This window comes from Streptomyces sp. NPDC051020 (genome assembly GCF_040683105.1).
Taxonomy (GTDB): Bacteria; Actinomycetota; Actinomycetes; order Streptomycetales; family Streptomycetaceae; genus Streptomyces.
The window spans coordinates 1-14,407 of the sequence record NZ_JBFBCG010000118.1; the positions used below are offsets into that span (position 1 = coordinate 1).

Below are 14,407 nucleotides of genomic sequence, written 5' to 3' on the forward strand. Positions count from 1 at the left end.
CGCCCTCGTCATGCTCACCCTCGCCGGCCCCCGCCCCACCCTTCCCGGACGCCAACCCGCCACAGAGTGACCCACTCATACGGCAGGAGAGCCCGAAATCGCGGGCACGCCAGAACGGCGACTTCGGGTCGGGGTTCTGGGTGTTGGTGAGGTTGTCACTCTCGCACTCGGGGTGGTTCTTCTCGTACCCCGCGTTCGCCTTGTAGTGGTCGCTGTCATCGGCCAGCGGCGCCATCGTCGCGATCGAGTAGTAACCCCGCGGGGTGCTGGTCACGTTGGAACGCGGCACCCCGTTGCTGTACAGGTAGTTGTACCTGTTCCACGTCGGTTCCTGGGAAACGATCGCCCGCAGAGGCTTGAGCTTGAGGGTATTGGCCGCCAGCCCGGTGTTGGCGTCGTATGACTTGCCGTACATGCCGACCTTGCCAGTCGACCACGGCTGGCTGGCTGCCCACTCGACGGCCGCCTTGACGTCAGCCTGTTCCCCCGGTCCGAGAAAGTCCAGGCACCCGGTGCTGCCGCCGAAGCCGCGCAGGTCCACCATCACGAAGGTGTATCCACGCTCCATGAGCCGCGCGCCGTCGATGAAATCCCGAAAGCGCGCCGATGGCCCGACCCGGTCCCACCCCGCGGGAGCACTCTCCCCCGCGTGGGAGAAGTACGGGCCCACCGACAGGATCACCGGCGTCTTCGCATCCGCCGGCAGGTTGGCCGGGCGCAGCACGTCGGCGTGCAGCTCGACCCCGCTGCCGTCCGAGGAAGGGAAGTAGTGCTGCGCCCAGAGCGAGCCCTCCGGGACGCGGTTGTTCTCCTCGTGTGTGACGGGGTCGGTCGCGGTGGCCACCTCCGACCGGGCCTGCACTGCGGTGGCGGACCCGGATGTCGCGCCGGGCGCTGCGGCGGCGGATCCGGCGAGCGTGCCGGTCAACGCGAAGGTGGTGATGACGGCTGAGGCGGCCCAGGCGGCCGCGTGACGTCTTCTCACTTGCTCCTCCTGGAGTTGTCGGTACCGGGCGGTGCAGGTGGTGCTGTCGGACAGAGACCCCGGACCCGCCGTCGACGGGCCGACGAGGGGCGGCCGCGCGCAGACGGACGGAATCTGGATTCCGGGTGCGCGCCGGAGCCGACGGCGAGGCAGCCTATGATCATCATTGGCACGCGTCAACAGGGTGGTATGAGCGACGTGTTGCTGGTGTGGCCGCGGTTAAGAGGAGCTCGCACAATGGGCGCCCGGCTCGCGGCCCGCCCTACGGGCGGACGACGCTACGTTCGAAACACGCCCTAGTCAGCACCGGTGACTTCCAGCCAACTTCGGTTCAGCACCGATCGGTGTGATCGGTACCGCGCACGGACGGCGTCGGCGCCGAAGATTCTCGTCAACCCATTACCAAGCGTTTACTGAGCAGATACCTTTCTCCTTGCCGGTGCAGGGGGCGGAGCGATCCGGCCACCCCTGCCTGCCCCGGAGTACCGCCGTACGTCGTTCGGCCCGTTTTCGGCCATTACGCCTATTTCTCATGGACCGCTGGAAGGAAGCGCTTTGAACGCTCGGAACCGCCGCACCACGGTAGCCGCCGTATCCGCCGCAGGGCTCATAGCGCCGCTGCTGCTGTTCGGATCGGGCACCGCCTCCGCCCACAGCGACCCTGCCAAGGAGGCGGCCAAGCTCGCAAAGAAGCTCGTCAAGAAGAGCAACGCCGAGGATGCCTACGAGCATCTGAAGCAGTTCCAACGGATCGCCGACAAGAACGGGAACACCCGGGTGGCCGGGTCGGAGGGGCACCGGCAGTCGGCCGAGTACGTCGAAGGCCTCCTGAGGAAGGCCGGGTACTCGGTGACCCGGAACGAGTTCGACTACCCGTTCACCCAGACGCTGGCGCAGAGCCTGCGGGTGGTGTCGCCGCAGCAGCAGGACATCCCGCTGATCGCCATGACGTACTCCGCCAACAGCCCGGTCGGCGGCATCACCGCCCCGGTCGCGGTGGTGCCGGTCAACGCCACCACCGGCTGCGAGCCGCAGGACTACGCCCCCGGGACGTTCACCGGCAAGATCGCGCTGATCAAGCGCGGCGGCTGCACCTTTGCGCAGAAGCAGGAGACCGCCGCCGGTGCGGGCGCGGTCGGCGCGATCATCTACAACAACACCGAGGGCGCGCTCAACGGCACCCTGGGAGACCCGTCCGTCGCCAAGATCCCGGCCGGCGGCGTCACGCAGGCGGACGGCGAGGCGCTCGCGGCCAAGGCCGCCGCCGGCGCAGTGACCGTCAACCTGGAGATCCGCACCTTCGCGGAGACCCGGCACACCTACAACGTAATCGCCGAGACCAAGGGCGGCGACGCCGACAACGTGGTGATGTTCGGCGCCCACCTGGACTCGGTGGCGGCCGGTCCGGGCATCAATGACAATGGCTCCGGCTCCGCCGGCATCCTCGACGTGGCCCTGAACCTTGCCCACGAGAAGGTCAAGAACAAGGTGCGCTTCGCCTGGTGGTCGGCTGAGGAGTTCGGCCTGCTGGGCTCGGAGGCGTACGTCAACAGCCTCTCGGCGGCGGACCGTGCGAAGGTCAAGCTGTACCTGAACTTCGACATGATCGCCTCGCCGAACTACGCCCAGTTCGTCTACGACGGCGACGACTCCGACCAGGTCGGTGCCGGCCCCGGCCCGGAGGGCTCGGCGCAGCTGGAGCGGCAGATCACCGACTACCTGGACAGCCGGGGCATCCCGCACGAGGGCACCGACTTCACCGGCCGGTCGGACTACGGGCCGTTCATCGAGGTGGGCATCCCCTCGGGCGGCACCTTCACCGGCGCCGAGGGCATCAAGACGGCCGAGCAGGCAAAGGTGTACGGCGGTAAGGCCGGTGTCGCGTACGACGCCTGCTACCACGCCGCTTGCGACACCCTGAAGAACATCAACATGAAGGCGTTCGACGGCAACGTCGACGTCATCGCCAACGCGGTGGGCCAGTACGCCTGGGACACCAGCCTTCTGAGCAAGCCGGTGGCGCCGCAGAACACCAAGGGTTCGGCGGGCAGCGGCGGTGGCCTGCACGAGGGCCACGACCACGAGGTCACCGAGTAACTCCCGGTGCACACGGGGGGAGGGCTGGACTGTCCGGCCCTCCCCGACGACTCCGAACCTCATTCTGAAATGATCAGTAAACCCTCACATCGCCCGCTCACGGCTCGGCGGCGAGTCGTCGGAGCAGACCGAGGTCCACGTCCAGCAGGCTGCGTACCACTGTCCGGCGCGGTGCCAGGGGGACAGGCGTGAGCGAGGGTACGGCGAGCACCGCGCACTCGGCCGTCTCTGCGGACTCGACACCGGTCGGGCTGTCCTCGACGGCGACACAGGCGGTCGGGTTGGCGCCGAGGGCGGCCAGTGCCGCCTGGTAGGGGTCTGGAAAGGGCTTGGTTCGCGGGGTCTCGCCGGCGGCCACGGAGGTGGTGAACCAGTGCCGTCCGAGGACGTCGAGGACGGTGTCCACGACGGGCCGGGGCGAGGCTGAGACCAGCGCCGTGGCCACGCCCGCGGCCCGGAGCGCCGCGAGGAGCTCGACGGCCCCGGGCAGGGGGACGACCTGCCCGCGTACGAGTTCCGTGAAGCGCCGTTCAAGCGCCGTGCCGAGCCGGGCCGTCCCGGCACGGCCGTCCGCGCGGTGGGCCAGATGGGCGGCGCTGTCCTCGATCGAGCGGCCGAGGACGAACGGGAGGTCCGCGTCCGTGAGGTCGAGGCCGAGGCCGAGGGCCTCGTCCCCGACCGTCCGCAGCCAGAGCCGCTCGGTGTCGACGAGTGTGCCGTCCATGTCGAAGAGGACTGCCTGGAGTTCGGTGGGCACGGAGTCTCCCTGGTGGTGTCGGTCGTGCGTCCGTCAGGTACGGGCCCGGAGCCCGATCCGGAGGGTGCGGATCTCGAACGGGCGCAGCGTGAGGTGGAGCGACGTGCTCTCCGGTGTGCCGGGCCGGGTGGGTTCCGCTCCGTCCAGGGGGCGTTCGAGGAGGTCCGTCTCGGTCACCGCGTCCCACGGGGCGGCGATGGTCAGCACGGCCCGGGCACGTCCGCCGTGGGCTTCGTAGAGCCGGACGACCAGGTCGCCGGAGCGGTCGTCGGCGAGCTTGACGGCCTCGATGACGACGGCCTCGTCGTCCGTGCTGACAAGGGGGGTCACCGCCGTCGTCCCGGGGACGGCACGCTCCGGAAGGTTGAAGGCGTATCCCTCGCGTACCGCGTCGGCGATGGCGGCGCCGAGGACGATGCCGTAGCGCAGCCGGTGGCGGCCCTGGTCGGCGTCCGGGTCGGGGAAGCGGGGGGCCCGCAGCAACGAGAGCCGTACGGTCGTGGTTGTGCCGCCGTCCGGACGGACGTCCCGGGTGATGTCGTGTCCGTACGTCGAATCGTTGACCAGGGCGGCGCCCCAGTCGTTCTCGTCCACGTGCAGGTAGCGGTGGGCGCAGATCTCGAACTTGGCCGCGTCCCAGCTGGTGTTGGTGTGGGTGGGGCGTTTGACGTGTCCGAAGGGGATCTCGGCGCTGGAGTGGTCGGCGCGCAGGTCGAGCGGGAACGCGGCCTTGAGGAGCTTCTCCTTCTCGTGCCAGTCGATCTCGGTGTCGATGTCGAGCCGCCGGGAGCCCTCGCGCAGCGACAGGAGCTGCTCGATCCGGGAGTCGCCGAAGGTCCTGACGATCCGGACGCCTTCGGGCTCGGCGCGCAGGACGTCGGCCTCGGTGAGGTCGTGGACAATGTTGCGGTAGAACTCGTCGATGTCCCAGGCGTCGTACTCGTTGGGGAAGTCCTGGTGCAGCTGGAGAAGGTTGGCCGCGGCGCCCGGGGCGAGGGCCTCGCGGCCGGCCGTCAGGTCGATCGCCGACGTGATCAGACCGCGGGCGTCGATCTCGATCTTCACGAGGTTGTTGTCGAGGACGAAGCCGTTCCCGGACCGCACCGGCGCGACCGCAGGGTGGACGGGCGTGGTGCGGACGGTCGCGCCGAGGGCGGGGACGTTGCCGCGGGCATGCGGTGCGGAGTTGAAGACGACGGTCCGCTCCCCCTCGCCGGCCAGCGCACGCTGGGCCGAGGAGACGATCCCGTCCAGCTCGCCGAGGACCTCGGTGTAGGTCTGTTCGGCCTCTCGGTGCACCCATGCGATGGAGGAGCCGGGCAGGATGTCGTGGAACTGGTGCAGCAGCACGGTCTTCCACAGCCGGTCGAGCGCCTCGTACGGGTAGGGGACGCCCGCGCGCACCGCAGCTGTGGCCGACCAGAGTTCGGCCTCGCGCAGCAGGTGTTCGCTGCGCCGGTTGCCCTGCTTGGTGCGCAGCTGGCTGGTGAGCGTTCCGCGGTGGAACTCCAGGTACAGCTCTCCCACCCACACCGGGGCGTCGGGGTATTCGGCCTCGGCGCGGGTGAAGAATTCTGCGGGAGGCTCGATGACCACCCGGGGCGAGCCTTCCAGGCTGCTCAGGCGTGCGGCACGGGCCAGCATCTCGCGGGTGGGGCCGCCACCGCCGTCGCCGTATCCGAACGGGAGGAGTGAGCTGCCGGCCGCGCCCTTGTCCTGGAAGTTGCCGACGGCGTGGGCGAGTTCGGCGCCGGTGAGCTCGGCGTTGTACGTGTCGACGGGCGGGAAGTGGCTGAAGATCCGGGTGCCGTCGATGCCCTCCCAGCGGAAGGTGTGGTGCGGGAACTTGTTGGTGGTGTTCCAGGAGATCTTCTGGGTGAGGAACCAGCGCACACCCGCCAGTTTCATCAGCTGCGGCATGGCCGCGTTGTAGCCGAAGGTGTCGGGCAGCCACATCTCCTGGGTCTCGACGCCGAACTCCTGGGCGTAGAACCGCTTGCCGTGGATCAGTTGCCGGGCGAAGGCCTCGCCACCGGTGATATTGGTGTCGGGTTCCACCCACAGGCTGCCGACCGGCAGGAACTGGCCGCTCTTCGCCTTCTCCTGGACGCGGGCGTACACCTCGGGGCGCTTCTCCTTCAGCCAGGCCAGCTGCTGGGCCTGGGACATGGCGAAGCGGAAGTCCGGGTGGTCGCCCATGAGGTGGGTGACGTTGGAGAGCGTGCGGGCGACCTTGCGGACGGTCTCGCGCAGCGGCCACAGCCAGGCGGTGTCGATGTGGGCGTGTCCGACGGCGGAGATGCGGTGGGCGCTCGGGGCGGCCGGTGCCGACAGGGCCGGACGGAGGATCTCGCGGGCGGCGGGCGCACTGGCGGAGATGGACTGGAGGTCGACGGCGTCCAGGGCCCGGTCGATCGTCTGCAGGAGCTGCCAGCGCCGGGGGTCGGCCTCGGGGAGCGCGTGCATCAGCTCACCGAGCACGTCCAGGTCCTGGGCGAGTTCCCAGACCTCGGTGTCGAAGACGGAGAGGTCCAGACGGAGCAGCTGGTACAGCGTGTCGCCGGCGTGCCCGCTCCCGGTCGTCCATGAGGGCAGGCCTCCGAGCGACGTCGGCATGTGGCTGTCGCAGAGGGCCGGGTTGGCGGCGGCCTCGATGTAGCACGTGAACTCCTCGCCGCCTTGTGCCGGGTCGGCGATCGGCACCCAGCCGTTGCGGGGGTTGAGCGCTTTGAGTACGGTCCCGTCGGGCCGGTGGATCAGGCCCTCGGCGGAGAAGCCGGCGCCGGTGACGTTGAAGCCGAGGTCGAGGACGGCCTCGACCCGCTGCCCGGCCCACTCCTCGGGAACCCTGCCGGTGATCTTGAACCAGCTGGTCGACCAGGCCGGCCCCCAGCGGTGTCCGACCTGGACCGGCCGGTACGGCGCGGCCAGGCCGGCGGCGACCGGCACCGGCTCGCCTGGGGCGTTCCAGATCCCGACCTGGAGCGGGGCGGTCCGGGCGTGCACGGACGGTCGGATCCGCTCCGTGAGCACCCGCTTCAGGCGCTGCTCGATCAGGCGTCGCTTGCTGTGCATGGGCTGCTCCGGGTGGTTGTCAGTCCTGGACGGGGCCGAGGTCGGGCCGGTCCCGCAGCTCGACGGTGCGGGACGCGGTGGCGTGGAGTTCGAGGACGATGATCTCGTTGCGGCCGGGACGCAGCGCCGGCGCGGGTACGTACAGGGTGGTCTGCGGGCCCCGGGACCAGTAGCGGCCCAGCAGAAAGCCGTTGACCCAGGCGTGCCCCTTGGTCCAGCCGTCCAGGGCGAGGTAACCGTCGGCGGGCCTGTCGAGTTCGAAGGAACCGCAGTGGAAGGCCGGGCCGACGAGGGGCGCGGCAGAGGTGAGGGTGAGGGCGTCGAGGCTGTCCAGCGGCAGCGGGCTGCTGCTCCAGTCCACGAGTTCCGTGCCGTTGACGGTGACCTGGCCGAGCAGGCCCTTGCGGTCGTGGATGCCGGGTCCGTAGTTGACCCGGCCTTGGTTCTCCACCAGGACCGCGAGCCGGGCGTCGCTCCTGGGCGAGACGAAGGCGAGGGCGTGCTCGTGGTTCTCCCGTTCCAGTACGCCGACGGGCTGCCCGTCGACGAAGACCTGGGCCCGGTCGCGGACCTCGCCCATCCGCAGCACGGCCGGCCCCGCGGTCGGCAACTCCGTCTCGTACAGCACGAAACCGAAGGACTGGCCGAGCTGTTCCATGGTGAGCGGGCGGTCGGCGCGGACCGCCACCCCGAACAGGTGGGCCTGGTCGAACAGGCCTGCGCAGCGGTCGAGTTCCACGAGGGCGGGGGCGAGCTTCGGGGCGGGAGCGGGACGGGGCTCGTCGGGGACGAGGGCGTGCCGGGCGATGACCTCGCGGAACGCCTCGTACTTGGGGGTGGGGTCGCCGGCTTCGTCGAGGAGGGCGTCGTAGTCGTAGGAGGTGACCGTGGGGCGGTAGGTGCCCTTGTCATTGGCTCCGTTGGTGAGGCCGAAGTTGGTGCCGCCGTGGAACATGTAGATGTTGACGGAGGCGCCGGCGGCGAGCAGGCGGTCGAGGTCGGCCGCCGCGTCCGCGGCGTCGCGGGTGGTGTGGGCGCCGCCCCAGCGGTCGAACCAGCCGATCCAGAACTCCGAGCACATCAGGGGCCCGGTCGGCTGGATCCGGCGCAGCTGGTCGAGGCCCGCCTCGACGCGGCTGCCGAAATTCACGGTGCGCAGCACGCCGTCCAGGCCGCCGCGGGCGAGGTCGGCGGGCTGGTCGCAGGTGAAGAGGGGGACGTCGACGCCGTGGGCGCGCAGCAGACCGGCGAGGTCCGCGAGGTAGCCGGCGTCGTCACCGTAGGCCCCGTACTCGTTCTCCAGCTGCACCGCGATGATCGCCCCGCCGGCGGAGGACAGGTACGGCTTCAGCGGCGGGAGGAGGGCGGCGAGATAGCCGTCGACGGCTGCGAGGAAGCGGGGGTCGCGGCTGCGCAGCTCGATGCCGTCCTCGGCGAGTAGCCACGAGGGCAGGCCTCCGCCCTCCCATTCGGCGCAGATGTACGGGCCGGGGCGGAGGAGGACGTGCAGGCCCTCCGCGGCGGCGAGATCGAGGAAGCGGGGCAGGTCGAGACCTCCGTCCAGCCGGAATTCACCGGGCCGGGGGGCGTGGAGGTTCCAGGGGACGTAGGTCTCGACCGTGTTGAGTCCCAGCAGCCTCGCCTTGTGGAGCCGATCGGCCCACTGCTCCGGGTGGACGCGGAAGTAGTGCAGTCCGCCCGAGATGATGCGGAACGGGTGGTCGTCGAGACGGAATCCGTTCTCGGCGATCTCCAGTCGGGGCATGCCGGGGTGCTCCTAGGTGTGGGTGCGGAAGAGATGATCAGGCAAGCGGGCGGCAGAGCAGAGCGTCGGGGACGCCGTAGTGCAGCCACTTCCAGGTGTAGGCGACGCCGGCGAGGTACTCGTCGTCGGCGCACTGGCCCTTGTAATAGCCGGGTGCCCAGTCGCTGGCGTTCGAGCCTCCGGTGGCGGGCCGGTTGTCGCCGTGGTCGAACCAGAGCACGCGGCCGGAGGTGGGCAGGGCGGCCGCCGCGGGGGCGCAGAGGAGGGCGGCCATGGCGTTGTCCTTCACGCTGTAGCCGACGGCGAAGGTCCGGTCGGGGCACTGGAGCTTGTTGTAGCCGCTCGCCCAGTCGCCCCTGGTGACGTAGCGCTCGTCGGTGACGACGGTCCAGGCTCCGCTCCCCTTCGCCGGCTGGCCGGCGTCGGTGCACAGGCCGCGGCTGTCGCTGCGGCCGAGGCCGACGATACGCTGGGTGTCGGGGCAGTTGCCCTTGCGGTTGCCGGGAGACCAGTCGGGTTTCGCCAGCATGGTGGCGGAGACGTTGTAGTCGGCGTAGTCGAGGTTGAGCATGTTCCAGCGCGGGGTCGGGTCGATCCGGCCGGTCCTGCCAGGGGCGTTGACGAGCTTGTTCCAGTCGGTGGCGCGCCAGTCACCGGGGTCCATGACGCCGAGCCGGGTGCCGTCGACGCTGTAGTTGACCATGGCCCAGTTGTCCTGCGGCTTGCCGCTCGCGTCGGTCCAGCCGACCAGCGGCCAGATGGCGAAGTCGGTGTCGTTCTTCACCAGGATGTCGGTGAAGTTGGCGAACCAGGCGCGTTCCTTGGCGTCGATGTCCCCGCGGCCTGCGGCGCCGAACTCACTGATCCACACGGGCGCGGTGAAGTGCTGGCCGGACCGGGTGACGAACAGGGCCTGGTCGTCGACGACCTGGGCGAGCTGTGCGGGGGTGAGGTCCTCGTAGCGTGGGTCGTGCGTCTCGCCCGTGCCGGTGGCGCCGGTGTGGTTGGGGCCGGTGTAGCCGTAGAAGTGGGCCGCGTAGACGAGTTTTTCGGAGCGGATCAGGGTGTTGGACAGGGTGGCGACCGGGGTGAGCGTCGGGCGACCGTGGCTGGTCACGTCGGTCGGTATGCCCTGCCAGTTGATGCCCTCCATCACGATCAGCATGTCCGGGTCGGCCTGGAGGATCTTGTTGCCGGCCTCTTCCAGGGCCTTGTTCAGGTCGTGATCGTCGCCCCAGCCCCAGTTGGGGTCGTTCCAGGTGTCGCGACGGACCTCGTTGCGCAGGTCGGCGCCGACGACCCGCTTGTCGGCCTGGTAGCGCTTCACCAGGAACACCCAGTCGTCGATCCACGCTTGCGTCGACTGCCCGCTGTTCCAGCGCTCGTTGCCGTCCAGGCCGCAGCAGAAGCGGTAGCTGGTGGTGTGGTTGTTGAGGATGACGGCGAAGCCGTCCGCGGTCAGGGCGCCGACGACGGCGTCGAAGACCTGCAGCGGGGTCTTGCCCTTGAGCTGGGGGTTGGCCGCGACGGCCGATTCGGGAACGACGCTCGTGTCGTGGATCAGCGCGTTGGCGAACGGCAGCCGGATGCTGTTCAGGCCCAGGGCGTGGAAGTCGGCCAGGATCTGGGCCATCGGCTTCCGGTCCAGGCCGAGCGGGATGTTGTGCGACATCTGGTCCGCCTGGTGGTTCGCCACGTCGTTGACATCGCCGCTGCCCTCCCAGGTGCCCTGGGCACCGGCCCAGTTGCCGGCCTTGAGCTTGAACCGGTTGCCGTCCGCGTCGACGACGTACCGGCCCCGGGTGGACAGCGGGGCGGTCCACGAGGCGGCGAGCTGCGCGCCGGTGAGGACCGGGGGCGACGCCACCCCGGGATCCGCCGCAGCGGCGGTGGGGGTGGGTGTGCCGAGGATGAGCGCGGACAGCGTGGCAAGGGCCACGGTCGCGCGTCGGAGCAAGGTGATGCGGGGTGTCACGGGGGCTCCTTGCGAATGGGGGACGTGTACCTGCCTTGTGCGTGGTGCGGAATGGTGCGGTGCGCGGTGGTGCGGTCTGGTGGGTCAGCCCTTGAGGCCGCTGGTGGCGATGCCTTCGACGATGTAGCGCTGGGCGACGAGGAACATGACGACCAGGGGCGTGATGGTGACGACGGCGCCGGCGAACAGGCCAGGCAGGTTGATGGTCTGCGAGGTGAGGAAGGTGGACAGGGCGATCTGCGCGGTCCAGGCGGACGGGTCCTGGCCGATGACCAGCGGCCACAGGAAGGAGTTCCAGCTGTCGATGAAGCACAGCGCTCCGAGCGAGGCCAGCATCGCTCCGGAGCTCGGCAGGGCGATCCGGCGGTACAGGCCGAGCCAGCCGAGGCCGTCGAGCCGTCCGGCGTCTTCGATCTCGCTCGGGAACTGCAGGTAGAAGTTGCGGAACAGCAGCACCGCGAACGGATTGAAGAGGCCGGGCGCGATGATGCCCCACAGCGTGTTGACGCCGCCCATGGAGCCGACGACCACGAACGTCGGTACGAAGGTGACCGAGCCGGGGATCATCAGCGTGGCCACCACCAGGGCGAGCACCACATTGCGTCCCGGGACCGGAATCCTGGCGAGGGCGTAGCCGGCGGCGGAGGCGAGGAGCGTGGACACCGGTGCGGTGACGGCGGCGATGAGCAGCGAGTTGCCGAGGGCCGGGCCCATGGAGACGGCGGGATCGTCGAACAGGGCGGTGAAGTTCTCGAAGTGCATCGTCGAGGGCCACCACGTCCACTCGGGCGCCGTGAGGCCCTGGGAGTCCATGAGGGCGTTACGGAGCATCAGGTAGAAGGGCGCCAGGAAGGCCGCGGTCAGCAAGCCGACGAGCAAGCCGCGGGCGAGGACACGCGCGGCGCGGGACGGTCCGGGCAGGGTGATCATGCGCTTCTCATTCTCCGCTCCTGCCGAATCCGGTGAACCGTCCCTGGATCAGAGTCACTCCGACGATGAGGGCGGTGAGGACAAAGGCTCCGGCGGAGCCGAGGCCGTAGTTCTGGCTGCCCATGGCGGTGTTGTAGAGGTGGACCAGCGGGGTCTGTACGGGGGCGGTCCCGGTTCCGGAAAGCCCGCTGTTGAACAGGTTGTAGAACTCGTCGAAGGCCTGGAAGGCGGCGATGAACAGCAGCATCAGCACGGCGACGGAGGTGTTGCGCAGCATGGGCAGAGTGATCCCGGTCAGGAGTCGCCGGCCCTTGGCGCCGTCGAGCGCGGCAGCCTCGTAGAGCTCCTTGGGGATGGCCTGGAGCCCGGCGAGGAAGAGCACCATGTAGAAGCCGACCTGGAGCCACAGGCGCAGCGTGACGAGGACGATCCAGTAGAGCGGTGGCGAGGTGGACTGCAGCCAGGCCACGGGTTCCGCGCCGAACCATCCGCCGATCATGTTGGCGATGCCCGTCGGCAGGCCGTTGAACAGGCACATCTTCCACAACAGTGACGCCGCGACGTACGAGACGGCCGTCGGGATGAGGAAGGTGGTGCGCAGCAGAGCCCGGCCCCGCCGGATCCGGTGCACCAGCAGCGCGAGCCCAAGGGACGCGGCGAAGGTGACCGGCACGATGAAAGCGGTGAACAGCAGGATCTGGAGCAGCGAGTCGCGGAAGGCCTGGTCGGACAGGAGGGTCCGGTAGTTGTCGAGTCCGACCCAGTGGCCGAGGGCGATGGTGCCGCGCGCGTCGCTGAGGCTGAGCAGGAAACTCCAGCCGATCGCGACGTACTTGAAGATGCCGAGCCCGATCAGCGTCGGCGCGGTGAGCAGCACGAACGCGGTCCAGCCGGACCGGCCGACGCGAGGCCGGCCGACGCGGGCCCGGCCGGGGCCGGACCGGCCGGTGCGGGCGGCACCCCGCGCAGTGACCGCGGGGCGCACTGCGTGCTCGGGCTGCCGAGTGGTGTCGGTCGCCGAGTTCATCGGTTTCACCGGCCGAGCTGCTTGTCGATCTCGCTCTGGGCCTTCTTCACCGCGTCGGCGAGGAGGGCGGCCGGATCGCCCTGTCCGCCGACGATCTTCGTTGCGGCCGCGTTGAAGGTGCTGCTCACGGCGGTGTCCCAGGTGCCCGGGTTGTGCTTCCCGTACTTCGCCGCCAGCTCCACGGTCTCCTTGGCGGCCCCGGTGGACAGCTTCTTCGCGGACGCCGCCACGGACGTACGCGGCGGCACGTGGAAGCCGTAGCTCTCGGCGAAGTCCCGCTGCAGGTCGGACTGCTCGACCCACAGCCACTGGACGAACTTCTTCGCCGCGGCCACGTTCTTGCCCTTGGCGTTGACGCAGCTGGTCCACCCGCCGACGCGGACGACGGGAGCGCCGCCGGCCTTGAAGGCGGGCCACGGCAGGACGCCGAAGTCGTCGCCGAGCGCGGACTGGACGGCGGGCATCGCCCACAGGCCGCACCACTGCATCGGCACGACGCCCTGGGTGAAGGCGGCGGGGTCCCACCAGTCGGTGGTGAAGCCGAGTAGCAGCGACTTGTCGTCGTGCAGGCGCTTCAGGGCGGTGATCGCCTCCAGCGCCTGGGCCGATCCGAACGCCACCTTGCCTTCGGGGGTCACGAGGTCGCCGCCGTTGGACCAGACGGCGTTGCTCGGGGAGTCGCCCATGCCGTCGTTGCCGACGAACAGGCCCTTGTTCTTCTTGGTGGACAGGGCCTTCGCCGCGGCGACGAGGCCGTCGAAGGTCGTGGGCGGGGTGATCCCGGCCTTGGACAGGACGCTCTTGCGGTAGTAGAGCATGATGACGTCGTCGATCATCTTGACGCCGTAGAGCTTGCCGTCGACCGTGACCGAACTGATGGCGTTGGTGTTGAAGTCGCTCTTGGCGCTGCCGTACACGTCGTCGAGGGCGGCGATCTGGCCGCCGTGGACGAACCTCTCGCTGAAGTCGCCGATCTCGAAGACGTCGGGGGCCGAGTCGGTCAGCAGGGTCGCGTTGAGCTTGCTCGCGTAGTCGCCGGGCACCCAGGTCACCTTGACGGCTATGTCCGGGTTGGCCTTGGTGAACGCCTTGGCGTAGCGGAGCACCGCCTGCTGCGTGCCGGCCTCGCCGTAGGCGTGGTACCAGACGTTGAGGGTGGTCTTCGCGCCGGAGGAGGAACCGCCCGAGGGGTCGGTGCTACAGGCGGTCGTCAGGACCGATCCCGCGGCGATGAGAAGCGATCCGGTGAGGAATCCGCGTCGGCTAAGCTCGGGTCTGCGTGCGCTCATGTCGCATGTCCTTCTGTGAGGGTGTGTGTGCGGGGCGGATGTGCGGAGCCCGTGGTGCGCCGACTGCTCGACGCCCCGGGCTGCCCACCTTCACCTCCGCCGAGGGCCTCCCGATCGGCAGTCAGCTGATCGCCGGGCCCTGGGACGAGGCTGCGCTGATCCGGGTCGCCGCCGAACTGGAGGACCTGGACCGCTGGCCGCACCGACGCCCCGCGCGCTACGCCGGCTGATCCCACCGGCCCCACGCGAGGCCCTTCCAGCGCCGCTCTCCTCGCCCCCGGGCATCTCGCCCGCCGCGCGGCACCGGCCGAGCCGGGGAGCACCCCGGCTCGGCCAACAGCTGCTCCGCACGGGCGCGCTCAGGCTGGCTAGCGGTCTAGGGCGTGTTTCGAAAGTCCCGCCTGCCGGGCGGCGCCTGGCCCGCACGCTCGCTGCGTTGTCGGGCTCGCCCCGATACGCCCAGTATCGGGGCGACCCTCCGCCTTGCGATCGCACGCACCAGACGCC

The 14,407-nt window shown here is 69.8% G+C and carries 10 protein-coding genes; 2 read left to right on the forward strand and 8 right to left on the reverse strand.

Annotation, left to right across the window (positions count from 1 at the left end):
• On the reverse strand, nucleotides 1-985 hold a 985-nt coding region (locus AB0N06_RS35140; RefSeq protein ID WP_366138750.1), incomplete at its 3' end, for a CocE/NonD family hydrolase.
• 555 nt (nucleotides 986-1,540) lie between these two features.
• On the opposite strand from AB0N06_RS35140, the gene AB0N06_RS35145 reads away from it, so the two are divergent.
• Nucleotides 1,541-3,082 (forward strand): M28 family metallopeptidase, encoded by a 1,542-nt coding sequence (locus tag AB0N06_RS35145; protein ID WP_366138751.1) that lies wholly within the window; start codon nucleotides 1,541-1,543, stop codon nucleotides 3,080-3,082.
• A gap of 97 nt (nucleotides 3,083-3,179) precedes the next feature.
• Here AB0N06_RS35145 and AB0N06_RS35150 read toward each other — a convergent pair whose 3' ends face one another.
• The 7 genes from AB0N06_RS35150 to AB0N06_RS35180 all read right to left on the reverse strand — a co-directional run bounded on the left by AB0N06_RS35150 (nucleotide 3,180) and on the right by AB0N06_RS35180 (nucleotide 13,900).
• Nucleotides 3,180-3,839: an HAD family phosphatase gene (locus AB0N06_RS35150; RefSeq protein WP_366138752.1), complete on the reverse strand. Its 660-nt coding sequence runs from the start codon at nucleotides 3,837-3,839 to the stop codon at nucleotides 3,180-3,182.
• Nucleotides 3,840-3,872: 33 nt separating this feature from the next.
• Nucleotides 3,873-6,914: a glycoside hydrolase family 38 C-terminal domain-containing protein gene (locus tag AB0N06_RS35155; RefSeq protein ID WP_366138753.1), complete on the reverse strand. Its 3,042-nt coding sequence runs from the start codon at nucleotides 6,912-6,914 to the stop codon at nucleotides 3,873-3,875.
• Nucleotides 6,915-6,933: 19 nt separating this feature from the next.
• On the reverse strand, nucleotides 6,934-8,679 hold the full coding sequence (locus AB0N06_RS35160) for a beta-galactosidase family protein (RefSeq protein WP_366138754.1): 1,746 nt from the start codon (nucleotides 8,677-8,679) through the stop codon (nucleotides 6,934-6,936).
• 37 nt (nucleotides 8,680-8,716) lie between these two features.
• Nucleotides 8,717-10,654: a cellulase family glycosylhydrolase gene (locus tag AB0N06_RS35165; RefSeq protein ID WP_366138755.1), complete on the reverse strand. Its 1,938-nt coding sequence runs from the start codon at nucleotides 10,652-10,654 to the stop codon at nucleotides 8,717-8,719.
• Between the two features lie 84 nt (nucleotides 10,655-10,738).
• A complete protein-coding gene (locus AB0N06_RS35170) occupies nucleotides 10,739-11,584 on the reverse strand; it encodes a carbohydrate ABC transporter permease (RefSeq protein ID WP_366138756.1) in 846 nt (281 codons plus the stop codon).
• A 7-nt stretch (nucleotides 11,585-11,591) separates the two neighbouring features.
• Entirely contained in the window at nucleotides 11,592-12,611 is a 1,020-nt protein-coding gene (locus tag AB0N06_RS35175; protein WP_366138757.1) for a sugar ABC transporter permease, read from the reverse strand.
• Nucleotides 12,612-12,616: 5 nt separating this feature from the next.
• Nucleotides 12,617-13,900, reverse strand: coding sequence for a sugar ABC transporter substrate-binding protein (locus AB0N06_RS35180; RefSeq protein ID WP_366138759.1), 1,284 nt, complete (start codon nucleotides 13,898-13,900; stop codon nucleotides 12,617-12,619).
• Between the two features lie 38 nt (nucleotides 13,901-13,938).
• Between AB0N06_RS35180 and AB0N06_RS35185 the strand changes: the two genes are divergently transcribed.
• Nucleotides 13,939-14,130 (forward strand): hypothetical protein, encoded by a 192-nt coding sequence (locus AB0N06_RS35185; RefSeq protein WP_366138760.1) that lies wholly within the window; start codon nucleotides 13,939-13,941, stop codon nucleotides 14,128-14,130.
• The last annotated feature ends 277 nt before the right edge of the window (nucleotides 14,131-14,407 follow it).